Genomic DNA, 22,982 nt, shown 5'->3' on the forward strand with positions numbered 1-22,982 from the left:
GACCCGCAGCCAGCGGGTCCCAGGTCGGCCCGAAGGGCGCCGGGCCCCGATCCGCAGCGTGGCCCGGCGGCCGGGTTCATCCGGAGCCGCCCTCGGTCTCGCCCCACCGGCCGCCCCGGACAGCCCGCAACGACCGCTGCACGGCCCCGGAAGCGCGAGCGGCCCTCTTACCCGACTCTTGTGGAATCGACACCCCCATACGACCGTGCGGTCACGTCGGTGCATACGGGGGACACTATGGTTGGTCCCCTTGCGAACGGACATGAAGGGGCAGCAGTGAACGACGGCGACGGGACCCTTGCGGCTGGAGCCCAGGGGAGGCAGTTCGGTCCGCTCGGCACGGCCTTGGTGATCATCCCGACCTACAACGAGGCGGAGAACATCAAGACGATCGTCGGCCGGGTGCGGTCGGCTGTGCCCGAGGCGCACATCCTTGTGGCCGACGACAACAGCCCTGATGGCACGGGCAAGCTCGCGGACGAACTGGCGGCCGAGGACGACCACGTCCACGTGCTGCACCGCAAGGGCAAGGAAGGACTGGGCGCCGCGTATCTGGCGGGCTTCCGGTGGGGCCTGGAGCGCGACTACGGCGTGCTGGTCGAGATGGACGCCGACGGCTCCCACCAGCCGGAGGAGCTGCCGCGCCTGCTCACCGCGCTCAAGGGCGCAGACCTCGTGCTCGGCTCCCGCTGGGTGCCGGGCGGCCGGGTCGTGAACTGGCCCAAGACCCGCGAGTTCATCTCCCGGGGCGGCAGCCTCTACTCCCGCCTCGCGCTCGCCCTGCCGCTGCGCGACATCACCGGCGGCTACCGCGCCTTCCGCCGCGAGACCCTCGATGGCCTCGGCCTCGACGAGGTCGCCTCGCAGGGGTACTGCTTCCAGGTCGACCTGGCCCGCCGCGCGGTCAAGGCCGGCTACCACGTGGTCGAGGTGCCGATCACCTTCGTGGAGCGGGAGCTCGGCGACTCCAAGATGAGCCGCGACATCCTGGTCGAGGCGCTGTGGCGGGTCACGGCATGGGGCGTCGGGGACCGCGTCGCCAAGGTCAAGGGCCGCCGCAAGTCCTCCTGAGCGAGGCCGCGGCGCCCCGCGGGCCGCTTTGTCAACCAGGGCGTGCTTCCCGTGATCGCTCGTACGGGTTCACGGGGGCGGGCCCTGAGTGCGCAGGGGCCGTTGATCAACCCCTTTATCCCGCATTGAGGATGCGCCAGGCAGACTGGGAGCATGACGACTGGCGCATCGACCTCCTCGTACCCCGCCCGGCCACGGCGTTCCCGGCTGGGCACGTTCTTGCCGCTGGGTATCGCCGCGTGGCTGGTGCTGGAGATCTGGCTGCTCACACTGGTGGCGGGCACGGTCGGCGGGATCACGGTGTTCCTGCTGCTGGTCGCCGGTTTCGTGCTCGGCTCCGTGGTCATCAAGCGGGCCGGGCGCCGCGCCTTCCGTAATCTCACCGAGTCGCTCCAGGCCCGCTCGGCCGGTTCGGAGGAGTCCGGCACACAAGCCAGGGGCGAGAGCGGTAACGGCCTGACGATGCTGGCCGGCCTGCTGCTGATGCTGCCGGGCCTGATCTCCGACGTGGCGGGCCTGCTGCTCCTGCTCCCGCCGGTCCAGAAGACGGTGCGTAGCTCCACGGAGCGCACCATCGACCGCAAGCTGCGCCAGACGCCCTACGGGAGTTTCGGCGACGCGTTCCAGCAGGCCCGTATCCATCGCCCGGACGGCAAGATCGTCCAGGGCGAGGTGATCAGGGATGACACGCAGGGCGGGAACGACGCCTCCCCTGAGCCGCGCCCGCCGCTGACCCGCTGAGCCCTGCCCGCGGGCCGACACACCGCACACACGCAACAGTGGGCGCCGCACGTCACATCGACGTGCGGCGCCCACTGCCAATCAGCGTGCGCTGTATGCCGCCCAACCCCCGCAGGGGACTACGCGGACTTGCGGCTGTCCCGAGGATGAACCGCGATGTTCATCGCGCCGGAACGGAGAACGGCCAGGCGCTCCTCGAGGACCTCTTCAAGCTCCTCGCGCGTGCGCCGCTCCATCAGCATGTCCCAGTGCGTACGCGCGGGCTTGGCCTTCTTTTCTTCCGGGCCTTCGCCGTCCACCAGGAGTGCCTGGGCTCCGCAGACCTTGCACTCCCACTCCGGCGGGATCTCCGCCTCGACCGAGAAGGGCATCTCGAAGCGGTGCCCCTTCTCGCATGCGTACTCCACGGCCTGGCGCGGGGCCAGGTCGATGCCGCGGTCCGTCTCGTAGCTGGTCACCACGAGGCGCGTGCCGCGAAGAGCTCGCTCACTCATGAATCGTGCCTCCCGGGCTTGTCGCCCACAGGACAGGTGTCGCTGTCGTCGTCATCCGGTCAACGTCCGGTCGGCGGTAAAGATTCCCGTTCCGAGTCCCGTTCCGGGTCGTGCGTCGCCGTCGTAGCCGCCCCTTGTTGTACCCACCGGCGCCCGGTTTGTCACATCTGCTAGCAGATGTCACCCAGCGTTTCGGCTCCATTGACGCGCAGTAACGGTACGCCAGGCAGGCCAAACGCGTACACTACAGCCCTTTGCGTCCGGGTGCTAAATCCTCTCGGGTACCGGATTGCCCGCGTCGCGCACCGCCCGCTGTACCGGGACCCGGGCCAGCAGCGCAAACCCGAGGACGAAGAAGACCACCAGCGAGATGATCGCGTCCCGGTAGCTTCCGGTCAGCTGGAAGGTGAGCCCGAACAGCAGCGGGCCCAGCCAGCTCATGCCGCGGTCGCTCATCTCGTACGCCGAGAAGTACTCGGCCTCCTTGCCCGGCGGCACGAGATGGGAGAAGAGGGACCGGGACAGCGCCTGGCTGCCCCCGAGTACCAGTCCGATACAGGCGGCGAGGACGAAGAACCACGTCGGCGCGCCCGCGGGCAGGAAGTAGCCTGCGCCCAGCGTCACGGTCCAGGCGACGAGGGAACCGAGGATGGTGCGTTTGGCGCCGTAGGTCCGGGCCAGCCGTCCCATGCCCAGGGCGCCGCCCACCGCGAGCACCTGCACCAGCAGGACGGCGGCGATCAGTGTGGACTGGCTCAGGCCCAGCTCCTGCGAGCCGTACACCGAGGCCTGGGAGATCACCGTCTGGATGCCGTCGTTGTAGATGAGGTACGCGAACAGGAAGGCGAGGGTGAGCGGTGTGCGGCGCATGTGCCGCACCGTGGCCGCCAGCTGCCGCCAGCCGTGCACCGCCGGGGCCGCGGACGACGTCGTACGCCGGTCGCGCAGCCGCCGCAGCGGTACGAGCGTGAAGGCGCCCCACCACAGACCCGCGGAGGCCAGGCAGATCCGCACGGACATGGACTCGGAGACCCCGAAGGAGTCATGTGCCGTGAAGAGGACCAGGTTCGCGACCAGCACCAGGGAACCGGCGGCATAGCCGTAGGCCCAGCCGCGCGAGGAGACCGCGTCACGCTCCTCGGGCGGGGCGATCTGCGGCAGATAGGAGTTGTAGACGACCATCGAGACGGCCACCGACGCGTTCGCGACGACCAGCAGGAGACCGCCGAGCAGATAGCGGTCCCCGTCCAGGAAGAACATGCCCGCGGTGGCGGCGGCACCCAGATACGCACAGCCCGCGAGCAGGGGCTTCTTGCGGCCGCTGCGGTCGGCCGCCGCGCCCGCGAGCGGCATCACCAGGATCGCCAGGACCACGGAGGCGGAGACGGAGTACGCGAAGAACGAGCCCGCGCGGACCGGGACACCCAGCGGGTGCACATAGCCGTCGGCGTCCGCGGCCGACTTGGCCACGGACGTCAGGTAGGGGCCGAGGAACACGGTCAGCACGCTCGTCGAATAGACGGAGCACGCCCAGTCGTAGATGTACCAGCCGCGCTGTTCGCGCCGCCGTTCGGCGGCCTCGTCGGCGACGGCTGTCTGCACGGTTTCGATGCCCACCCGTGCCCTCGCTTCCCCGTGAACGTGACCGCGCGCGGGGCGTTCAGACCCAGGTGCCCCGTTCCTCGAGGACCTTGCGCAAAGTGTCGATGTGATCGGTCATGATGCCATCCACTCCGAGGTCCAGGAGCCGGTGCATGCGATCCGGTTCGTTGACGGTCCACACGTGCACCTGCAGCCCGTACGCGTGGGCGGTGCGCACGAAGCGGTGGTCGACCACCTGGACGCCCGACTGGATCTCCGGGACCTGGGCGGCGACCGCCGAGCGGCGCAGCGGCGCCGGTATGCCCCAGGAGCGCAGCCGCAGGCCCAGTACGCCGCGTGTGCCGTACGACGTCGCAAGGCGCGGCCCGGCCAGCTGCTGGGCGCGGACGACGCGTGCCTCCGAGAACGAGCCGACGCAGATCCGCTCCCAGCAGTCCATGCGCTCGATCAGGTCGAGCAGCGGGCGCAGGGCGGGCTCCGCCTTGACGTCGACGTTCCAGCGCACCGCGGGGAACTCTTCCAGCAGCTCCTCGAAGAGGGGCACCGGCTCGACGCCCGCCACGCGTGCGTGCCGTACGTCCTCCCAGGGCAGGTCGGCGATCCGCCCCGCCCCGTCCGTCACCCGGTCCAGGGTCGCGTCGTGGAACGCCACCAGTTTCCCGTCGGCCGTGGCGTGCACATCCGTCTCGATGTAGCGGTATCCCGCCGCCACCGCGCGCCGGAACTGGGCCAGGGTGTTCTCCAGGCCGTCCGCCGCCCCGCCCCGGTGGGCGAAGGCGATCGGGCCGGGATGGTCGAGGTAGGGGTGGCGTGTAAGGGTGGTCACCCGGGCAGTATCGCTCGTTCCGGTTGCCCGGTGGCAACGACCGTGCTGCGCCCCGATGCCGGGACGACGGCGAACACGCGCAGGAACAGCTGGGCGAGCGGTCCGATGGACAGCGCGTACAGGACGGTGCCCACCCCGACGGTGCCGCCGAGAGCGAATCCGGTCGCGACGACGGCGATCTCCACGGCCGTGCGGATCAGCCGGATCGAGCGGCCGGTGCGCCGGTGCAGTCCGGTCATCAGACCGTCGCGCGGACCGGCGCCGAACGCGGCGGCGATGTAGAGGCCGGTCGCCACCCCGTTGAGGACGATGCCCGCGAGGAGGAGGGGCACCCGCACGACCAGCGAGTGCGCGGCGGGGAACACGGCCAGGGCGGTGTCCATGGCGAAACCGATCACGAGGACGTTGGAGACGGTGCCGAGACCCGGGCGCTGGCGCAGCGGGATCCACAGCAGCAGGGCGCTCGCACCCACGATCGTCAGCGTCAGGCCCATGCTGAGCCCCGTGAGCTGCGCGAGACCCTGGTGCAGGACGTTCCAGGGCTCGAGGCCCAGGCCGGCTCTCACTAGGAGCGCGGAGCTCGCGCCGTACAGCGCGAGGCCCGCGTAGAGCTGGATCAGTCGCGGGACGATACGGCTCCTCGTCGACGACGGCGATGACGTGGACAACGTCGACGACGTCGACGACTCGGACGCATCAGCGGACAAAACGTGCCCCCCTGTGGTGTTAGTGGCCTGGTGCATGTCACTCTGTGGCTTGGAAAGAGAAGCCATCCATGGCCAATTCCGGGAAGGTGGACTGGGAATCATGGCGCAGTGGACCTCAGCGGTGGGTGCGGCGCAGCTCGCCCGGCTGCTCAACTCCCAGCACGACCGTCCGGCGGGCCCGGGCACCCGCCGTCCGCCCGCCTACCGCGCGCTCGCCGACGGCATCCGGCTGCTCGTCCTGGAAGGCAGGGTGCCGGTCGCGGCCCGGCTGCCCGCCGAGCGTGAGCTCGCGCTCGCCCTGTCCGTGAGCCGTACGACGGTGGCGGCCGCGTACGAGGCGCTGCGCAGCGAGGGCTTCCTGGAGTCCCGCCGCGGAGCGGGCAGCTGGACCGCCGTTCCGGCCGGAAACCCGCTTCCGGCGCGTGGACTCGAGCCCCTCCCGCCCGAGGCGCTGGGCTCGATGATCGACCTGGGCTGTGCGGCGCTGCCCGCCCCCGAGCCGTGGCTCACCCGCGCGGTACAGGGCGCCCTGGAGGAGCTGCCGCCGTACGCGCACACGCACGGCGACTACCCGGCGGGCCTGCCCGCACTGCGCTCCACGATCGCCGACCGCTACACGGCACGCGGCATCCCGACCATGCCCGAGCAGATCATGGTGACCACGGGCGCCATGGGCGCGATCGACGCGATCTGCCACTTGTTCGCCGGGCGCGGTGAGCGCATCGCGGTGGAGTCGCCGTCGTACGCCAACATCCTCCAGCTGATGCGGGAGGCCGGCGCCCGCCTCGTCCCCGTGGCCATGGCCGAGGGGCTCGGCGGCTGGGACATGGACCGCTGGCGCCAGGTGCTGCGCGAGGCCGCGCCGCGGCTCGCCTACGTGGTGGCGGACTTCCACAATCCGACGGGCGCCCTGGCCGACGAGGGCCAGCGCCGCCGTCTGGTGGAGGCGGCCCGGTCCGCGGGGACGGTCCTGGTCGTCGACGAGACGATGAGCGAGCTGTATCTCGAGGACGGCATGGCGATGCCGCGCCGGACATGCGGCTTCGACCCGGCGGGCTCGACGGTCATCACCGTCGGCTCGGCGAGCAAGGCGTTCTGGGCGGGCATGCGCATCGGCTGGGTGCGGGCCGCCCCCGATGTGATCCGCAGCCTGGTCGCGGCCCGTGCCTATGCCGACCTGGGCACGCCGGTGCTGGAGCAGTTGGCCGTGAACTGGCTGCTCAGCACGGGCGGCTGGGAGCAGGCGGTGGAGCTGCGGCGCGGGCAGGCCCGGGAGAACCGGGACGCGCTGGTCGCCGCGTTGCGCCGGGAGCTGCCGTCGTGGGAGTTCTCGGTGCCGCAGGGCGGGCTGACGCTGTGGGTGCGCACAGGCGGTCTGTCCGGGTCCCGTCTCGCGGAGGCCGGGGAGCGGGTCGGCGTCCGGGTTCCCTCGGGGCCGCGCTTCGGCGTGGACGGTGCGTTCGAGGGGTATGTGCGGCTGCCGTTCACGGTGGGCGGCGCGGTGGCGGAGGAGGCGGCGGTACGCCTGGCGGCCGCGGCGCGCCTGGTGGAGACGGGCGCGTCGGGTCCGACGGAGGCACCGCGCACCTTCGTCGCCTGATCAGCCGCCCCGGACCGGAGCCCTCCAGTGCGGGCCCGACTGCGGCCGGGGGCGGCTGTACGGGGTCGAGCCGCGGGGTGTCTCTTCGGCGTGGCCTTTGATGGTGTGTCAGCCGACGTGGGCTTGACGTCTGCCGGTTCGTCGGATGCATGGGACGGCGGGTTGCCGGCCCGTCGGGTGGATATGCGGCCGGGCCCCCAACAGGGCACGGGAGGCAGGGCACTGGCGGCAGGCCACCGGCCCGGAGTGCTCCGCCGCCGTGCCTCGGCGGGCGCCCCCTCAGCTCTCCGTCGCGACCGCCTCTGTCGCCAACGCCTCCATCGGCACCGCCTCCATCGGCACTGCCTCGACGGGGTCGCTGCGGCGCGGCAGCAGTCCCAGGACCGCCTGCCGGTGCTGTTCACTGGTCGCGTCGTCGTACGGATCCGGGGTGGCGGGCACCTGGAGGCGGTGGACCGGCCCCGACCCCAGGCGGGCGTAGCCGCGACCGGGCGGGACGTCCTTCACCGGCGTGGTGTGCGGCGGCGCACCGAGCACGGCTTCCAGCTCGTCCGGCGCCGCGGGGCCGAGCACCACGCGCGCGCGGGTGTACTGCCGGACCGCGTCGGACAGCCCCTCCAGTCCGTCGAACTGCTCGGCGACCACGACCGTGACGTTCGCCGCACGCCCATGGCGCAGGGGCACCTGGAGCAGCGCCTGCGGGTCCCCCCGTCCGTCGGCCGCCGCGAGATGCCCCAGTACGCCGGGCCGGTCCAGCAGGATCCACAGCGGGCGCCTGACGTCGTCCGGCGGGGGATGTCCGGCCTGCCGGGCACGGTTCGCCGCGATCAGCCGTCGCTCCGTCTCATGCGTGGCCCACTCCAGGCTCGCCATCGCGCCGGCGAGCCCGCACTCCACCGCCAGCACGCCGTGCCGGCCCGTCAGGCACGCGTACTCTCCGGTGCCGCCGCCCTCGACGATCAGGACGTCGCCGTGCTGCAGCGCCTGCAGCGCGATGGAACGCACCAGCGTCGTCGTTCCGCTGCCCGGGCCGCCCACGACCAGCAGATGCGGCTCGGTGGAGCGCATCCCCGTGCGCCACACCACCGGGGGGACGTCGCGCTGCTCCTCGCCGTGGGTGAGGGGGAGGGTGCGCTGGACGCCGGTGGGGTCGGTGAAGCCCAGGACCGTCTCGCCCGGGGTGGTCACGAACCGCTGGGCGGCGATATCGGTGGGCAGGGGCGGCAGCACGGTCAGCGTCAGCTCGTTGCCCTCCTCGTTCCACGCGAAGTGGTACTCGCGGCCCCGGCCCGACTTGGCGTGCAGAAGCTGCTCGATCCGGGCCCGGGAGGCGGCCTCGCCGTCGGTGAAGTAGGCCGGGTAGCGGATGAGCAGGCGCGAGATGCGGCCGCTGTCGTCGAAGTCGTAGGAGGGGAACGCCTGCGTCCAGTCCCCGCCGTGCGCGTACAGCGGGGCCGGGTCCTCGGCGACGGAGAAGTACGGCACGAGCGCCTCGTAGAGCGACCGCAGGCGTTTGGTCCCCGCGTCGCCCGGACCCGTGGGCGCGGGCGCCCTTCGGTCGCGCCCCTGCCAGGCCGCCGCCGCCATGACCGTGACGGCGGCGAGCAGCGGCCCGTACGGCACCAGGGCCACGACGAGGATCACCGCGGCGATCAGGAAGAGGAGCGGTCCCCGCCGGTCCTTGGGTGTCTCCCTCCACTTGCGCCGCCCTGCCCCGGCCAGCAGGCGCAGCCCGCGGGTAATGGTGATCAGTGGCTGGAGGACGTCGTTGGCGCCGCCGGCCGCGGTCCGAGCCAGCTCCCGAGTGCGGGCGATCTGGGCGCTGCCGTTGCTCAGAATGCGGGGGAGTGGGCGCCGGGCCACGGGGTTCTCCTGGTGGTACGTGCGAACGGGAGCGGGGTCAGAAATTGAGCCCGCCGAGGAGTCCCGCGAGGCTTTGACCACCGGCCTTGATGCTCGGGGCGATGGCGGTACTCGAGAGGTAGAACCCGAAGAGCCCACAGACCGTGGCGTGAGAGCCCTTCAGGCCGTCCTTGCGGCAGAACAGGAAGACGACGGTGCCGAGCAGGACGACGCCCGAGATGTTCAGAATCATTTGCTCTCTCCTGGTTCGTGGGGACAGTCACCATGAGTCCTTCCAGGATCACAGAATGTATCCATAGGATAAAAGGTGCAACTGGGTGAAATTTCCTGGTTTTCCCCCGACCGGCGGAGCCGCCTGCACTGCCTGAGCAGGGATGTGCGCTCAGTGGGCGCTCCCCTGATCTTTGCCTGGTGCGATGCCTGCCGTGTGTCATGGAAGCCAGTACGCTGGCGATTCACCCGTACGGCGTCACCGCTCGTCGCCGCACGAACCCGTGTACGACCGCAGCGCTCGCTGTCGTACGCTCCCGCAGTCCCCAGCAGTCGTAGTGAGAGGCGGTCCGGCCGATGAGTGAAGCCCCCGACCCCGAGGTCGTGGAGCTCGCGACCAAGATCTTCGATCTGGCGCGCCGAGGCGAGACCGAGACGCTCGTGGCCTACGTCGACGCGGGCGTTCCGGCCAACCTCACCAACGACCGCGGCGACTCGCTCGTGATGCTCGCCGCCTACCACGGTCATTCCGGCACCGTCCGGGCCCTGCTGGAGCGCGGGGCGGAGGCGGACCGGATCAACGACCGAGGCCAAACCCCGCTCGCCGGCGCGGTCTTCAAGGGTGAGATGGAGGTCGTGCGAGCCCTGCTGGACGCCGGTGCCGACCCGGCCGCCGGTACTCCCTCGGCCATCGACACCGCCCAGATGTTCGGCAAGACGGAACTGCTCGAACTGTTCGGCGCACACTGATGCGAACGCTCTGACCAGCGACAACAACGAAAACGGGGGAGGCGGAACGGGGCCGCCCGAAATAAGGTCGCGGCAGCGAGAGACGCCGGGTCATCATGACGTCGTGATTCACGGACGCGATGGCTGGGCAGGTGTTGCCGCACCGCGCGGACCGTGATGCGGTCCGCATGGGCCACCAACGAGAGGCAGAGGAAGATGGTCTACAGCAAGCAAGAGACGGCGGGCGCTCCGACGTGTTGTCACGCGGCCAGGTAATGCGTGTTCCCCGGTTGCGTCGACGCTTGATGTGAGGCTGTTTCCCATGTTCGAACCGGTCATAGCGCCCAGCGGTACGCTGCTGGGCCTGCTCCAGAGGGGCCGCGGCGACGGCACGCTGCACGCGCTCACCGCTCCGCGGGCCGAGGCGCTCGCGGCTCTCGACCACTGTGTGCTGCGCGATCCCCGCCACGACTGGCAGGTGGAGAACCGCTCTCTGTACTACGCCCGGCTCTATCTCGATCTGAACGGTGAGCTGGACGGCATCGAGGCGCACCTCTTCGGCGCCGAGGACGTCCTCGACACCGAAGAGTGCCGCACGGGTCTCGCCCTCGCGGTCCTCGGGCACCTCGCCTCGTACGGCAGGCGTGACGCGCTCGAACTGCTGCGCAGGTACGCGGCCACGGGTTCCAACTGGGCCTGGGCCCTGGACGAGCTGGCACTGCGCGACGACGACGCGGGGCTGCGCGCCCTCGCCGCTCCCGTCCTGGCACGCTTTCCCGCGGACGCGGAGGGCGAGGCCGAACTCGCCGCCGCCGTCCGGGACGCCTTCGAGCCGCGGCCCTGGCGCCTGTGGGCCGAGGACCCGCGCGAATCCATCGCCACGCGTGTGCGTGCCGCCCACGAGGCCGGCTGTTTCGACCGGTGGCAGCGACAGATGCGGCCGCAGGGGCCCCAGCCGGGGTGGAGCGTGCAGGCCGTCTTCGACTGGGCCCAGCAGGGCATCGAACGCGGTGCCGTGCTCCATGTGCCCGCCGCCCGCTGCCTCACGGCGGTAGCAGGCCCAGAGGACCGGCCCGAGATCGTGGAGGCCGCCCGATCGGGTGGCGACGGTGCGCGCTGTACCGCGCTGCGCTACCTCGCCGACAGCAATGATCCCGCCGCCCTCGACCTCATCGAGGGTGCGGTCTCCACCGGATCCGCTCTCGTCGTCGACGCCGCCGTGGCCGCCTTCGAACGCATGCACAGTCTCGCCGCCGTCGACCGGGCACGCGGCTGGGCCCGCCGGCCGGACGCCCTGGGGGCCGCCGCCGGCCGCATGCTCGCCTGCCGGGGCGGGGTACAGGACCGCGACACGGTGCTCGCGGCGCTGCGGGAGGCGGTACGGGGCGAGGGCCCCGACGCGCCCACGCTGTGGACCCTTGTCGACGGTGCCGGAAGACTCGGCATCGCCTGCGCCGCACCGGTTCTGCGTCATGTCTACCGCGAGACCGCCTCCTCCCATCTCCGTGGCCGCGCGGCCCGCGCGCTGGCCGCCACCGACCCCTCCTTCCCCGCCGGATTCGCCGTCGAATGCCTGTGGGACTGCGAGGAGTCCACCCGTGAGATCGCCGCACGGCACGCCGAGACCGGGGACGCACGCGTCGTGGAGCAACTGCGTCGGCTGGCCGCGGATCCGGCCGAGGAGGCCGAGGTCCAGACGGCCGTACGCAGCAGGATCGGCCCCGACATGCCGGCCGTATGAACGTTCGGTGACCCGGAGGTCAGGAGCGTATGGACGCCCGCTGACCTGGTCGGTCGCGCATCTCAACGCTCACAGGACGTTCCCCGGCCGGAAAGATCGACGTTGACGCGGCCACGTCCGGCACGGCGAGAACACGGTTATGCGTGTCGTCATCGTGACCGAATCCTTTCCCCCCGATGTGAACGGCGTGGCCCACTGCGCGCTCCAGACCGCCCGGCACCTCGTCGATCGCGGTCACGCTCCCCTCGTCGTCGCCCCGGCCACCTCCCCCAAGCTCTCGACTTCGCTCGAACAGGGAGGTGCCTCCGTCGCCGGGGCCGGGGCCGACGCCCTGGCACCGTGCCCCGTCGTCCGTGTCCCCTCCCTTCCGCTCCCCGGCTACCCCCAGGTCCGCGTCGCCCTCCCCAGCCGACGCGTCGCAGCGGCCATCACCGAACACCGCGCCGACATCGTGCACCTGGCCAGCCCCTTCGTCCTCGGTGTCCGCGGCATGGCGGCCGCCGCCCGGCTGGGCATCCCGGCCGTCGCCATCTACCAGACCGACCTGGCCGGATACGCCCGTACCTACATGGGCGCCGGTGAGGCCGCGGCCTGGCGGCGCATCCGCTCCGTGCACGCCGCCGCCGACCGCACCCTCGCGCCCTCCAGCGCGGCCCTGCGCGACCTGGAGGCGCACCGTGTGCCCCGGGTGAAACTGTGGCCGCGCGGCGTCGACACCGTCCGTTTCCGGCCAGACCTTCGCGGCGAGGCGATACGGCGCGAACTCGCCCCGAACGGCGAGCTGATCGTCGGCTACGTGGGCCGGCTCGCCCCCGAGAAGCAGGTGGAACTCCTCGCCGGTGTCTGCGAACTGGACGGCGTACGCGTCGTCGTCGTGGGCGACGGGCCCAGCGAGACGACCCTGCAGGGCGCCCTTCCCGGCGCCGCTTTCCTGGGCCGCCGCACCGGCGGCGAACTCGCCCGGATCTTCGCCTCCCTGGACGTCTTCGTTCACACCGGCCCGTTCGAGACGTTCTGCCAGACCGTGCAGGAAGCCATGGCGAGCGGAGTGCCGGTCGTCGCGCCCGCCGCGGGCGGACCGCTCGACCTGGTGGCGCACGGCCGCACCGGACTCCTCGTCCCTCCCGGAGACGCGGACGCGGTGCGGGACGCCGTGGGGACCCTGGCCGCCGACCCGGCACTGCGGGACGCGTACGGGGCCGCCGGACGCGCCACCGTCGAGGGGCGCACCTGGGCGGCCGTCGGCGACCAGCTCATCGGGCACTACACGGATGTGCTCGCCGAGCGCAGGACGGCGGTGGCGGCATGAGTTTCGCCACCGAGCGGACCGGCGGCGCTCTGCGGATCGTGCGACTCGCCAACTTCGTCGCGCCCGCGTCCGGCGGGCTGCGCACCGCGCTGCGCGAGCTGGGCAAGGGCTTCAAGGAGGCCGGCCACGAACCGGTGCTCATCGTGCCCGGCGAGCGCCACACGGACCAGGAGACCGAGCAGGGACGGGTCATCACCCTGCCCGGGCCGCTGCTGCCCGGCACGGGCGGCTACCGCGTGCTGACGGACAAGCGGCGCGTCGCCGCCCTCCTGGAGGAGCTGGACCCCGACCGGCTGGAGGTCTCCGACCGGACCACGCTGCGCTGGACCGGCAAGTGGGCGCGGCGCGCCCGGATCCCCGCCGTGATGGTCTCCCACGAGACCGCCGACGGCGTCCTGCGCACCTGGGGCCTGTCCGAGAACCTGTCCCGGCGCGCCGCGGACGCCCTCAACACCCGTACGGCGCACACCTACGCGCGCGTGGTGTGCACGACCGAGTTCGCCGAGCGGGAGTTCGTACGGATCGGGGCCCGCAACGTCGTACGGGCCCCGCTGGGCGTCGATCTGGAACAGCGGAGCCCCGCGCTGCGGGACGCGGCCCTGCGCGACCGGTACGCGCGCGCGGACGAGGCCCTGCTCGTCATGTGCTCCCGCCTCTCCGTGGAGAAGCGCCCCGGCACCGCGCTGGACGCCCTGGAGGCACTGCTGCTGCGAGGACGGCGCACGGTGCTCGTCGTCGCCGGTGACGGGCCGCTGCGCCCCCGGCTCGAACAGCGGGCGCACGAGCGGCGGTTGCCGGTGACCTTCCTCGGCCATGTCGCCGACCGGGAGCTTCTCGGCGCGCTCCAGGCCTCGGCCGACGTATGCCTGGCCCCGGGGCCGGCCGAAACGTTCGGGCTCGCCGCCCTGGAGGCGATGGCCTGCGGAACCCCCGTGGTGGCCAGCGCCTTTTCCGCGCTGCCCGAGGTGATCGGTTCCGCCGGGGCCACCGCAGTGAACACCGGTGACGCCTTCGCGGACGCGGTCGGGCTGCTGATGGAGCGGTCCGAGGGCGAGCGCCGGGAGGCGGCACGCGCGCGGGCCGAGTGCTTCGGCTGGAAGACCGCGGTGGACGCATTCCTCGCCGCGCACGACGCCCAGCCGTGCGCCGCCCACGGCGCGCAGCCGTGCGCCGCGCCGTCGGCGGCCGGTGACGCCCGCGCGCGGGACGCCGCCCGGGAGGGCGTCGCATGAGACCGCTGCGGTTCGTCGCGCTCGGTGACTCGTTGACGCAAGGCGTGGGCGACCCCGTCGGGGACGCCTGGCGGGGGTGGGCGGCGCTCCTCGCCGAAGGAATCGGTCCGGCCCACGCCCCCGCGGAGTTCACCAACCTCGCCGTCAGCGGCGCCCAGACCCGGGACGTGCTGGAACGGCAGACCCCGGCGGCGCTCGCCCTGCGTCCGGACATCGTCTCCGTCGTCATCGGCGTCAACGACACGCTGCGATGCACCTTCGACATCCATGCCGTGGCGGCCCGGCTCGACAAGGTGTACGCCGCCTTCCGGGAGCAGGGCGCGGTCCTGCTCACGGCTTGCCTGCCCGACCCCGGGACGATGCTCCGGCTGCCCGGGGCGCTGGCGCGTCCGCTGGCCCGCCGGCAGCGGGCCGTGAACACGGTCGTGCACGCGCTGTCCGAACGGTACGAGGCGGTGCACCTGCATGCCGCGGAAGGGGGCTGGGTCACCGACCGTTCGATGTGGAGCTCGGACCGGCTGCACCCGGGCGAGCGCGGGCACCGGCAGCTCGCTCTGCGATTCCACGCGGTGCTCGCCGAGGCGGGTCTCGCCACGGGCACCGCTCCCGCGGCCGAGCCCGAGTTCCCCGCGCCCACGCGATCGGCCAGCCTTTGGTGGCTGGCCACCGCCGGAACGGGCTGGGTGGCGCGGCGGTGCACCGACCTGTTGCCGCAGCTGCTCACCCTGGCCGCCGCCGAGGTGCGCCACAAGGCCTGGGGGACCAGCTCCCGGCTGGATCTGAGCGCCTCGCACGCGGTGGCATCGGCGCTGGCCGCGCTGTCCGTGACCGAGCAGCCGGACGCGGCTTGAGCGGACCGTTCGACCGTATGAGGATCGTTCTACCGTATGAGGGCCGTTCGTCTGTGCGGGCGGTTCGTCTGTGCGGGCGGTTTGCCTGTGGGCGGGCGGTCCGACTGTGACCGGGCTGTTCGATCGTGTTCGGGCGGTTCGTCTGCGCGGGCGGTCCGACTGTGACCGGGCTGTCCGACCGTGTGCGAGCACTCCGCCCCCGAGTGGGCACTCCGCCCTTGAGTGGACGTTCAACGCCGGCCCACGGCCGTGAAGCGCACGGGGGTTCCCGGAGTCGCCTGGGCGGCGGCCGCGAGGTCGGCGGCCCGCACGACCGCGACCACCGGGTAGCCCCCGGTGGTCGGATGGTCGGCCAGGAAGACGACCGGTCCGCTTTCCGGCGGCACCTGGACGGCCCCCAGCACCACTCCCTCACTGGGCAGTTCGCCCGGCACAGCACGTGCAAGGGCGGGCCCCTCCGTGCGCAGGCCGATACGGTTGCTCGCGGGGGACACGCGGTACGCGCGCGTGAGCAGGGTGCGCACCGCGTCCGCCGTGAACCAGTCGTCGCGTGGTCCCGGCGTCACCCGCAGCACCAGCTCGGCCGGCGGGCCCGGCTGTGGAGCCGCGTCCACGTGCGCGGGCGGCCCGACCGGCCTTCCCAGCGGGAGAACGGCGCCGTCCGCCAGCGGGGGCGGCCCGAGACCGGAGAGCAGGTCCGTCGAGCGGCTGCCGAGCACCGGCTCCACGGCCACGCCGCCCGCGACACCGAGATAGCTCCGTACCCCACGCCGGGCGGGCCCGATGTCCAGCAGCGCCCCGGCCGGGACGCGCACCGGCGCCCCCCAGGGTGCGGGGCGCCCGTCCACGGTGACCGGGCAGGGCGCGCCGCCGACCGCGACGACGACCGTCGAACGTGGACGCAGGGAACAGCCGTTGAGAGTGGTCTCCAGCACGGCCGCCTCAGGCACATTGCCGACCAGCCGGTTGACGAGCGCCGCCGCGGGCGCGTCGAGCGCCCCGGAGCGCGGCACACCGAGGTGGGCGTGGCCGGGCCGCCCCCGGTCCTGGACGGTGGTCAGCGCCCCGGCGCGTACGACGCAGAGCGCACGGTCCGTCATCAGGAACCCACCGGGAGGAAGCGGACCCGGGCGCCCGGAGCGAGCAGTGCGGCCCGCACGCGCGCGTGGTCCCACAGGACCGCGTCGGTCGTGCCGATGAGCTGCCAGCCGCCCGGCGACGAGCGCGGGTACACGCCGGTGTACGGGCCCGCGAGCGCCACCGAGCCTGCGGGGACGGCCGTGCGCGGGGTGGCGCGGCGCGGCACGTCGTAGCGATCCGGCAGACCGGTCAGATAGCCGAAGCCGGGCGCGAACCCACAGAAGGCGACCCGGAATTCGGCGGCCGCGTGGATCCGCGCCACCTCGTGCCGCGGTACGCCCCACAGAGCGGCCACGTCCGCCAGATCGGGACCGTCGTACCGTACGGGGATCTCGATCGCCTCCTCCGCGCGCGGGGGGACATGCGGGATGTTCCATCCGGCGAGCCGGGCCGCGAGCCTGGAGGGCTCGGACAGACCGTCGAGGAGGACCGTACGGGCAGCGGGGACGATCTCGCCCACGGTCAGCTCTCCCGCCGCCCTGCGGCGCAGCAGCTCGGCGTGCAGGGCCTGGGCCTCGTCGCCGGAGGAGAGCTCCACCAGCAGGGCGTCGTCACCGACGGGCAGTGTCCTCATGCGAAGGCCTCCACCGGGACGCCCGAGGCATCCAGCGCGGCGCGCACCCGGCGGGCCAGGTCGACCGCGCCGGGCGTGTCGCCGTGCAGACACAAGGAGCGCGCCCGGACGGGAATCTCCCGCCCGGAGCGCGCGGCGACCACCCCGAGGCGGGCCAGGCTCACCGAGCGCTCCACGACCGTGTCGGGGTCGGTGACCACCGCGTCCTCCTCGCCGCGCGGTACGAGGGTGCCCTCCTCGGTGTACGCGCGGTCCGCGAACGCCTCGGCGACGACCGGGAGTCCGGCCTTCCCGGCCACCTCCAGGAAGCGTGATCCGGGCAGCCCGAGCACGGGCAGGGTGGCGTCGGCGAGCAGCACGCCGTCGACGACGGCCCCGGCCTGCCGCTCGTCGTGGACCACCCGGTTGTAGAGCGCGCCATGCGGCTTCACGTAGGACACCCGGGAGCCCGCCGCGCGTGCGAACACCTCCAACGCGCCGATCTGATACGCCACTTCGGCCGCCAGCTCGGCGGGCGGCACGTCCATCGCGCGCCGCCCGAAGCCGGCCAGGTCGCGGTAGGAGACCTGGGCGCCGATCCGTACGCCGCGTTCGGCCGCCAGCTCGCACACCCGGCGCATGGTGGCCGCGTCCCCGGCGTGGAAGCCGCAGGCCACGTTGGCGCTCGTGACGACCGAAAGCAGCCGCTCGTCGTCGGTGAGCCGCCAGCGGCCGAAACCCTCGCCGAGGTCGGCGTTCAGATCGATCATGGTCCCTCCCCGTCGTTCGACGTCAGACGACGCGGTACTGGTCGTCGCGGGCGTCGGTGATGAACATCTGCCCCGGTGCGTGGGTGATGGCGAACGGGGGGCGCGAGGCCGTCACCGCCGCCTGCGGGGTCACACCACAGGCCCAGAACACCGGGATGTCGTCCGGTTCGGCGTCCACGGGGTCGCCGAAGTCGGGGCGCCCGAGGTCCTCGATGCCCAGGCCCGCCGGATCGCCGCAGTGTACGGGGCTGCCGTGCACCGCGGGCAGCAGACTGCTCTCCCGGATCGCGGCGGCCAGGTGCTGCGGCGGAACCGGGCGCATGGACACCACCATGGGGCCGTGCAGCCGCCCCGCCGGACGGCACTGGCGGCCGGTCACGTACATCGGGACGTTGCGGCCCTGCTCGATGTGGCGGAGGGGGACTCCCGCCTCGGTGAGTGCCCACTCGAAGGTGAAGCTGCACCCGATGAGGAAGGAGACGAGGTCGTCGCGCCAGTGCTCCCGGACGTTCGTCGGCTCGTCCACCAGCTCACCGTCCCGCCACACCCGATAGCGCGGCAGATCGGTGCGCAGGTCGGCACCCTCGGCGAGGACCGTCGTGACGGAGCCCGCGTCGGTGACGTCCAGAACCGGGCAGGGCTTCGGGTTGCGCTGGCAGAACAGCAGCGTCTCATAGGCCCAGTCGGCGGGGACCGAGACGAGATTGACCTGGGTGTGGCCCGCGGCGGCCCCGGCCGTCGGACCGGTCAGCCCTTCCCGGAAGCGGGCCCGGGCGTCCTTCGCGCTCCACGCGTGCGCGTGCTCGTCGACGAGGGTCAGGGGGCGGTCTTCCGTACGGTTCACTGCAACTCCTTCCCGCGCGTTTCGGGCAGTCCCAGCAGCGCCAGTGCCGCGAGGCCGTATCCGATCGCGCCGAAGACCAGCGCACCGCCCACGCCCCAGCCGTCGGCGAGGAAGCCCACGAGGGTCGGGAAGACGGCGCCCACGGCGCGGCCGGTGTTGTAGGTGAAGCCCTGTCCCGTGCCCCGCACCGGCGTCGGGTACAGCTCGCTCAAGTACGACCCGAAGCCGCTGAAGATCGCCGACATGCAGAACCCGAGCGGGAAGCCGAGCACCAGGAGCAGGGTGTTGGCGCCGCCGAGGATGTTCGCGTACGCCAGGACGCAGACCGCCGAGAGCAGCGCGAAGAGCCAGATGTTGCGCCTGCGGCCCAGCCGGTCGGTGAGATGTCCGCCGGTCAGATAGCCGATGAAGGCTCCCGAGATCAGGAACGTGAGGTAGGAGCCGGTGCCGACGACGGACAGGCCGCGTTCCGTCTTCAGGTACGTCGGCACCCAGGTCGCCAGGGTGTAGTACCCGCCCTGGACACCGGTGGAGAGCAGGCAGGCGAAGACCGTCGTGCGCAGCAGCCCCGGTGCCTCGGCCGTCCCCGGCTTGAAGATCGCCGCGAAGGATCCCTTCTGGTCGCTCCGCTCGCGCTCGGCCTGCGCCTGTGGGGCGTCGTGCACCCGGCGGCGCACCCAGATCACCAGCAGCGCCGGCAGCGCGCCGGTCCAGAACATCACGCGCCAGGCGAGGTCGTTGCCCACGAAGGTGAACACCAGGGTGTAGACGATCGCGGCCAGCGCCCAGCCCACGGCCCAGGAGCTCTGGATGGCGCCGAGCGTACGGCCCCGGTGCCGTGCGCTCGCGTACTCGGCCACCAGGATCGCGCCGACCGCCCATTCGCCGCCGAAGCCGAGGCCCTGGAGGGCACGGAAGACCAGCAGCGTCTCGTAGGTGGGCGCGAAGCCGCAGGCGACCGTGAAGACGGCGTACGTGACCACGGTGATCATCAGGGCCTTGACCCGTCCGATGCGGTCGGCGACCACGCCGGCGACGGCGCCCCCGACCGCCGAGACGACGAGGGTGACCGTGGTGAACAGGCCGGTCCGGCCACTGTTCAGACCGAAGTGGGCCGCGAGCGCGACCATGCTCAGCGGCAGCGTGAAGTAGTCGTAGGCGTCCAGGGCATAGCCGCCGAAGGCGCCGGCGAAGGCGCGCCGGCCGCGCGGCCCCAGGGCGCGGAGCCAGCCCAACGGGCCGTCGTCGGCGCCGCGTTCGCCCGCGCCGGAGCGGGTGTCGGTGGTCAGGGACCGGGATGGAGGGGTCGTGCTCATGGGCACCTCGCAATGAGGGACGAAGGGTGCGTGCGGAACGAGCCGTGCGATGAGCCGTGCAGCACGGTAGAGGATCGTTGAACGATCCTTCAATACCCCTGTTGTTTCGTTCTGGTGTCTGCGGTTGAATTCCGGGCATGGCAGAGCAGCTGACGGGCCTGGCCGACGACCGTGCCCTGCTGGGGCGCACCAGCACCGCCGAGCGGGTCTCGGACATCCTCAGAAGCCGGATCGCCGAGGGCTACTTCCCGCCCGGCACCCGGCTGTCGGAGGAGAGCATCGGCGGCGCGCTCGGTGTCTCCCGCAACACCCTGAGAGAGGCGTTCCGGCTGCTCACACACGAGAGGCTGCTCGTCCACGAGTTGAACCGCGGGGTCTTCGTGCGGGTGCTGACCGTCGAGGACGTCGAGGACATCTACCGCACCCGGGGACTCGTCGAGTGCGCCGTCGTGCGGGGGCTCGGGGAGCCTCCGTACCCGCTCGACGGGCTCGCCGAGGCCGTGGCGGAGGGGCAGCGGGCCGCGCGCGAAGGTGACTGGAAAGGGCTGGGCACGGCCAACATCCACTTCCACCGCGAACTCGTGGCGCTCGCGGCCAGCGAACGCACGGACGAGCTGATGCGCAGCGTCTTCGCCGAACTGCGGCTCGCCTTCCACGTCGTGGACGACCCGCGCCGACTGCACGAGCCGTATCTCGTGCGCAACCAGCAGATCCTCCAGGCCCTGCAGGAGGGTGAGCGGACCGAGGCCGAGAATCTGCTCGCGGTCTATCTCGACGACTCGCTGGCACGGGTCGTGGAGGTGTACCGGCGGCGGGTCGGCGAGGACGAGTAGCGGGCCGGTCGCAGCGGTGGGACAGCCCGGACGCCAGGGCGCATCTGCGTCGTTTGGGTCGTTGTCGGACCGAGGACCTAGTCTGTGCACCGTGACTTCGCCTGCATCGACGGACAGGGTTCCGCCCCAGCTCAGCGCGGGGCCGCGCCCCGCTTCGGGCCCGGCTGCCGACGAGGGGCTGGCGCGGCGGCTGCGCGCGCTCGCCTGCACCGCGCCGCTGCACGACCTGGACGCGCGCAAGGCGAACCTCGCGGGTGAGTACTCGGTGTACGGGATGGCGGAGGTCGCCCTCGCCGCCATCGACCTGGTCACGCTGAACATGGACTTCGACACGGGCGCGGACCACGACCAGATAGTCGCCCGCCTCATCCCGCGCATCGCCGCCCAGGCTCCGCGGCGACCGGTCGTCGAGCACGAACGCGTCGCCCGGTGGGTCCTGGAGAACCTGATCAACGTCGGCAGCGTCGACCGCGGTTTCCGCGCTGTCTACGGCACGTTCGCGCCGGACGGAACCTATGTCCGCAGGGACTACGACTTCAAACTGATCGAAGAGGTGCCGGGATACGGCGGGAGCGTCTACCTGCGAACGACGGACGAGGCGGTCAACGTCCTCGTCGGCGCCCTGGACACGGACGTCACCAGCGCCCAGATCGCCGCCGAGGTCAAGCTGGAGGTGCTGATCAGCCGTGGGCGCCTCGCCGACGCCCAGCTCGCCGCCGAGCAGGCGCGCTACCGCACCGTGCAGTACTCGGAGACCCTGCGCAAGGCCCTGGACGCGACCCGGCGCAATGTGCGGGCGGTGGACTGGCTGAACGCGGTGCCGGACATGATCGCCGAAGCCCTCGACCACGTCGCCGACCGCTACCGACACGAGAACGCGATCCTCACCAACATCCGCAAGGCCCGTGACGAGTCCGAGGACCCCGAGCAGAAGCGACGGGCCGCCGAGCTCGTCGACATCGTCAAGGACTGCATCCGCCGGCATACGCAGCTGCAGTCGCGGCTCCTCGAAGCGGGCCCGCTGTTCCGTGCCGAGCAGGACCGGCAGGCGTTCGCCACGCCGATGACGACTTCGGGGACAGATCTGTACGGCCATCTCGTCGCACCGGTGCTGCCGCTTCCGCTGGAGCAGGCGATCCGTGTCACGGACGCCTTCTTCGCACACGGGACGGGGCTGCGCACACCCGGGGCCGTGCGGGTCGGGGACCTTGTCGACCTGCTGCTGACGCCCCCGGTGGAGCGCGAGCACCTCGGGGCCGAGATGCCCGAGCCGGATCTGATCGCCACGCCGGACGACAGCCGGTTCAGCGAGGAGCAACTGGCCGCGGCCATGGAGTTGCTCGACCTGCCGGCGGACGCGCCGCGCCGGCTGTCCGGGCTGCTGGCTCAGGCGCGCCGCCAGGATCCCGACCTGCCCTACCTCGTCGCCCTGCTGGCCGTGCACGCGGCCAGTCCGCCGGTCGGCACCGCGTATCGGCAGGGCGAGGAGAAGCTGTTGTTCGCCGTGGACGACGGTACGGAGCTGGACGACCCGGAGTTCGGCGGTGCCGACCTCATTGTCGGGACCGCCCTGCTGGACGCGGTGGGCATGGCGGCGGACCGGTCGGAAGCGGCATGAGCACGTACGAGTACCAGCGCGACAAGGAGTCCCAACCGTGACCGAGCACGTCGAGTGGAGTGAGCCGGAGGCCGCCGCGTCGGTGAGCAGCGCCGTCACCCCCGCCGACGCCGCCGACGCGGCGCGGCTCGTCGCCTTCGGGCTGCAGCCGAAGCTGCAGCCCGCCCGCGACCAGGAGTACGCGGAGCTGCTGCGCCGCTACCGCGAGGACCCGCCGTTCGCGCGGCTCGCGGACGCCGTCGCCGCCGGGCTCGGTCTTGTCGTCCTCGAGGTGTCCCCGCGCGCGGGCATGGCCGTGACCGCAGCCGAGGACTCCGTGTTCGCCGTCCGCATGGGTGACTACGCGCGTCGCACGTCGGCCGACTCCGGTGACCGCTTCCTGCACGGACTCGCCCATCTCGCCGTCGCCGCCCTCGCGTTCCCGCGCCCCGAGGACCTGGCCGACGACGGCTACATCGGGCGCGTCACGGTCAACGGCGTCGACGCGTTCGTGCGCCAGGCCTGCCGTCGCCTCGAGGAGCGGGCCGACGAACAGGGTGAGAACACCGACCCGGCCACGGACGCGCCGGGCCTGGAGGCTGCCTGGCGCATCTGGGCCAGACGCAGCGCGACCGGGGCCACCAAGGACGCGCGCAGACTGGCCGGTTCGACCACCGGAATCGTCGGCAAGGCCGTCGCGTTCCTCACGGACTCCGGGTTCCTGCAGCGCACGGGCGACGAGAGCGGCGGCACCTACCGCACGACGGCCCGCTACCAGCTCCAGGTGCGGGACATGGCGGGCAGCGCCGCGATGTCCGAACTCCTCGAACTGGGCGTCGTCCCGGTGACCGACGGCACCGCCACCCTGCTGCCCGCCGAGGACACCGACGGCCTGGAGCTGGTGGCCGACGCCGGGCTGCCGTTCCACTCCGGAAGCGCCTGACGCGCCCACC

The 22,982-nt window shown here is 72.3% G+C and carries 22 protein-coding genes; 11 read left to right on the plus strand and 11 right to left on the minus strand.

Going from position 1 to position 22,982, the window contains the following annotated elements; genetic code table 11:
• Positions 1-276: 276 nt before the first annotated feature.
• On the plus strand, positions 277-1,071 hold the full coding sequence (locus AAW14_RS03680; RefSeq protein ID WP_265559772.1) for a polyprenol monophosphomannose synthase: 795 nt from the start codon (positions 277-279) through the stop codon (positions 1,069-1,071).
• 153 nt (positions 1,072-1,224) lie between these two features.
• Complete coding sequence (fxsA, locus tag AAW14_RS03685) at positions 1,225-1,812, plus strand: FxsA family membrane protein (RefSeq protein ID WP_265559774.1); 588 nt, start codon at positions 1,225-1,227, stop codon at positions 1,810-1,812.
• Between the two features lie 119 nt (positions 1,813-1,931).
• On the opposite strand, the gene AAW14_RS03690 is transcribed toward fxsA, so the two are convergent.
• The 4 genes from AAW14_RS03690 to AAW14_RS03705 all read right to left on the minus strand — a co-directional run bounded on the left by AAW14_RS03690 (position 1,932) and on the right by AAW14_RS03705 (position 5,477).
• Positions 1,932-2,306 (minus strand): RNA polymerase-binding protein RbpA, encoded by a 375-nt coding sequence (locus AAW14_RS03690; RefSeq protein ID WP_099500427.1) that lies wholly within the window; start codon positions 2,304-2,306, stop codon positions 1,932-1,934.
• Between the two features lie 267 nt (positions 2,307-2,573).
• Positions 2,574-3,923, minus strand: a complete 1,350-nt coding sequence (locus tag AAW14_RS03695; RefSeq protein ID WP_265559779.1) for an MFS transporter — start codon at positions 3,921-3,923, stop codon at positions 2,574-2,576.
• A gap of 43 nt (positions 3,924-3,966) precedes the next feature.
• Entirely contained in the window at positions 3,967-4,734 is a 768-nt protein-coding gene (locus AAW14_RS03700) for a glycerophosphodiester phosphodiesterase (RefSeq protein ID WP_265559781.1), read from the minus strand.
• Positions 4,731-5,477 (minus strand): YczE/YyaS/YitT family protein, encoded by a 747-nt coding sequence (locus AAW14_RS03705; RefSeq protein WP_265559783.1) that lies wholly within the window; start codon positions 5,475-5,477, stop codon positions 4,731-4,733. Before AAW14_RS03705 ends, AAW14_RS03700 begins: the two co-directional genes overlap by 4 nt.
• A 64-nt stretch (positions 5,478-5,541) precedes the next feature.
• On the opposite strand from AAW14_RS03705, the gene AAW14_RS03710 reads away from it, so the two are divergent.
• Positions 5,542-7,041, plus strand: coding sequence for a PLP-dependent aminotransferase family protein (locus AAW14_RS03710; protein ID WP_265559785.1), 1,500 nt, complete (start codon positions 5,542-5,544; stop codon positions 7,039-7,041).
• Between the two features lie 279 nt (positions 7,042-7,320).
• Here the strand turns inward: AAW14_RS03710 and AAW14_RS03715 are convergent, their stop codons facing one another.
• The gene (locus tag AAW14_RS03715; protein WP_265559787.1) at positions 7,321-8,904 is read right to left on the minus strand and encodes an ATP-binding protein; all 1,584 of its coding nucleotides are present in this window, start codon (positions 8,902-8,904) and stop codon (positions 7,321-7,323) included.
• A gap of 37 nt (positions 8,905-8,941) precedes the next feature.
• The gene (locus AAW14_RS03720; protein WP_265559790.1) at positions 8,942-9,136 is read right to left on the minus strand and encodes a hypothetical protein; all 195 of its coding nucleotides are present in this window, start codon (positions 9,134-9,136) and stop codon (positions 8,942-8,944) included.
• Positions 9,137-9,471: 335 nt separating this feature from the next.
• Here AAW14_RS03720 and AAW14_RS03725 point away from each other — a divergent pair, with 335 nt between their 5' ends.
• The 5 genes from AAW14_RS03725 to AAW14_RS03745 all read left to right on the plus strand — a co-directional run bounded on the left by AAW14_RS03725 (position 9,472) and on the right by AAW14_RS03745 (position 14,976).
• Complete coding sequence (locus AAW14_RS03725; protein ID WP_265559792.1) at positions 9,472-9,864, plus strand: ankyrin repeat domain-containing protein; 393 nt, start codon at positions 9,472-9,474, stop codon at positions 9,862-9,864.
• Positions 9,865-10,165: 301 nt separating this feature from the next.
• The gene (locus AAW14_RS03730) at positions 10,166-11,584 is read left to right on the plus strand and encodes a HEAT repeat domain-containing protein (protein WP_265559795.1); all 1,419 of its coding nucleotides are present in this window, start codon (positions 10,166-10,168) and stop codon (positions 11,582-11,584) included.
• 139 nt (positions 11,585-11,723) lie between these two features.
• Complete coding sequence (locus AAW14_RS03735; RefSeq protein WP_265559798.1) at positions 11,724-12,893, plus strand: glycosyltransferase family 4 protein; 1,170 nt, start codon at positions 11,724-11,726, stop codon at positions 12,891-12,893.
• The gene (locus AAW14_RS03740) at positions 12,890-14,125 is read left to right on the plus strand and encodes a glycosyltransferase (RefSeq protein ID WP_265559800.1); all 1,236 of its coding nucleotides are present in this window, start codon (positions 12,890-12,892) and stop codon (positions 14,123-14,125) included. The genes AAW14_RS03735 and AAW14_RS03740 overlap by 4 nt, the downstream gene beginning before the upstream one ends.
• Positions 14,122-14,976, plus strand: coding sequence for an SGNH/GDSL hydrolase family protein (locus AAW14_RS03745; protein ID WP_265559802.1), 855 nt, complete (start codon positions 14,122-14,124; stop codon positions 14,974-14,976). The genes AAW14_RS03740 and AAW14_RS03745 overlap by 4 nt, the downstream gene beginning before the upstream one ends.
• A 230-nt stretch (positions 14,977-15,206) precedes the next feature.
• Here AAW14_RS03745 and AAW14_RS03750 read toward each other — a convergent pair whose 3' ends face one another.
• From AAW14_RS03750 to AAW14_RS03770, 5 genes are read right to left on the minus strand one after another with little or no spacing between them, the layout of a single operon-like run.
• On the minus strand, positions 15,207-16,076 hold the full coding sequence (locus AAW14_RS03750; RefSeq protein WP_265559805.1) for a biotin-dependent carboxyltransferase family protein: 870 nt from the start codon (positions 16,074-16,076) through the stop codon (positions 15,207-15,209).
• Positions 16,076-16,690: a 5-oxoprolinase subunit B family protein gene (locus tag AAW14_RS03755; RefSeq protein WP_265559807.1), complete on the minus strand. Its 615-nt coding sequence runs from the start codon at positions 16,688-16,690 to the stop codon at positions 16,076-16,078. The genes AAW14_RS03750 and AAW14_RS03755 overlap by 1 nt, the downstream gene beginning before the upstream one ends.
• The gene (locus AAW14_RS03760) at positions 16,687-17,439 is read right to left on the minus strand and encodes a LamB/YcsF family protein (protein ID WP_265559811.1); all 753 of its coding nucleotides are present in this window, start codon (positions 17,437-17,439) and stop codon (positions 16,687-16,689) included. The genes AAW14_RS03755 and AAW14_RS03760 overlap by 4 nt, the downstream gene beginning before the upstream one ends.
• Before the next feature lie 22 nt (positions 17,440-17,461).
• The gene (locus tag AAW14_RS03765; RefSeq protein ID WP_265559813.1) at positions 17,462-18,283 is read right to left on the minus strand and encodes a putative hydro-lyase; all 822 of its coding nucleotides are present in this window, start codon (positions 18,281-18,283) and stop codon (positions 17,462-17,464) included.
• The gene (locus tag AAW14_RS03770; protein ID WP_265559815.1) at positions 18,280-19,599 is read right to left on the minus strand and encodes an MFS transporter; all 1,320 of its coding nucleotides are present in this window, start codon (positions 19,597-19,599) and stop codon (positions 18,280-18,282) included. Before AAW14_RS03770 ends, AAW14_RS03765 begins: the two co-directional genes overlap by 4 nt.
• Positions 19,600-19,736: 137 nt before the next feature.
• On the opposite strand from AAW14_RS03770, the gene AAW14_RS03775 reads away from it, so the two are divergent.
• The 3 genes from AAW14_RS03775 to AAW14_RS03785 all read left to right on the plus strand — a co-directional run bounded on the left by AAW14_RS03775 (position 19,737) and on the right by AAW14_RS03785 (position 22,972).
• Positions 19,737-20,432: a GntR family transcriptional regulator gene (locus tag AAW14_RS03775; protein ID WP_265559817.1), complete on the plus strand. Its 696-nt coding sequence runs from the start codon at positions 19,737-19,739 to the stop codon at positions 20,430-20,432.
• Between the two features lie 91 nt (positions 20,433-20,523).
• Positions 20,524-22,050, plus strand: a complete 1,527-nt coding sequence (locus tag AAW14_RS03780; protein WP_265559819.1) for a hypothetical protein — start codon at positions 20,524-20,526, stop codon at positions 22,048-22,050.
• Positions 22,051-22,087: 37 nt separating this feature from the next.
• Complete coding sequence (locus tag AAW14_RS03785; RefSeq protein ID WP_265559820.1) at positions 22,088-22,972, plus strand: hypothetical protein; 885 nt, start codon at positions 22,088-22,090, stop codon at positions 22,970-22,972.
• Positions 22,973-22,982: the final 10 nt, after the last annotated feature.

The organism is Streptomyces hygroscopicus, assembly GCF_026168105.1.
GTDB classification, from domain to species: Bacteria; Actinomycetota; Actinomycetes; order Streptomycetales; family Streptomycetaceae; genus Streptomyces; species Streptomyces hygroscopicus_D.

Coding starts and splice junctions, on each gene's coding strand:
- AAW14_RS03735 (WP_265559798.1), top strand. CDS start 11,724: ATGCGTGTCGTCATCGTGACCGAATCCTTTCCCCCCGATGTGAACGGC.
- AAW14_RS03730 (WP_265559795.1), top strand. CDS start 10,166: ATGTTCGAACCGGTCATAGCGCCCAGCGGTACGCTGCTGGGCCTGCTC.
- fxsA (WP_265559774.1), top strand. CDS start 1,225: ATGACGACTGGCGCATCGACCTCCTCGTACCCCGCCCGGCCACGGCGT.
- AAW14_RS03745 (WP_265559802.1), top strand. CDS start 14,122: ATGAGACCGCTGCGGTTCGTCGCGCTCGGTGACTCGTTGACGCAAGGC.
- AAW14_RS03725 (WP_265559792.1), top strand. CDS start 9,472: ATGAGTGAAGCCCCCGACCCCGAGGTCGTGGAGCTCGCGACCAAGATC.
- AAW14_RS03755 (WP_265559807.1), bottom strand. CDS start 16,690: ATGAGGACACTGCCCGTCGGTGACGACGCCCTGCTGGTGGAGCTCTCC.
- AAW14_RS03690 (WP_099500427.1), bottom strand. CDS start 2,306: ATGAGTGAGCGAGCTCTTCGCGGCACGCGCCTCGTGGTGACCAGCTAC.
- AAW14_RS03720 (WP_265559790.1), bottom strand. CDS start 9,136: ATGATTCTGAACATCTCGGGCGTCGTCCTGCTCGGCACCGTCGTCTTC.
- AAW14_RS03760 (WP_265559811.1), bottom strand. CDS start 17,439: ATGATCGATCTGAACGCCGACCTCGGCGAGGGTTTCGGCCGCTGGCGG.
- AAW14_RS03740 (WP_265559800.1), top strand. CDS start 12,890: ATGAGTTTCGCCACCGAGCGGACCGGCGGCGCTCTGCGGATCGTGCGA.
- AAW14_RS03770 (WP_265559815.1), bottom strand. CDS start 19,599: ATGAGCACGACCCCTCCATCCCGGTCCCTGACCACCGACACCCGCTCC.
- AAW14_RS03775 (WP_265559817.1), top strand. CDS start 19,737: ATGGCAGAGCAGCTGACGGGCCTGGCCGACGACCGTGCCCTGCTGGGG.
- AAW14_RS03710 (WP_265559785.1), top strand. CDS start 5,542: ATGGCGCAGTGGACCTCAGCGGTGGGTGCGGCGCAGCTCGCCCGGCTG.
- AAW14_RS03705 (WP_265559783.1), bottom strand. CDS start 5,477: ATGCACCAGGCCACTAACACCACAGGGGGGCACGTTTTGTCCGCTGAT.
- AAW14_RS03750 (WP_265559805.1), bottom strand. CDS start 16,076: ATGACGGACCGTGCGCTCTGCGTCGTACGCGCCGGGGCGCTGACCACC.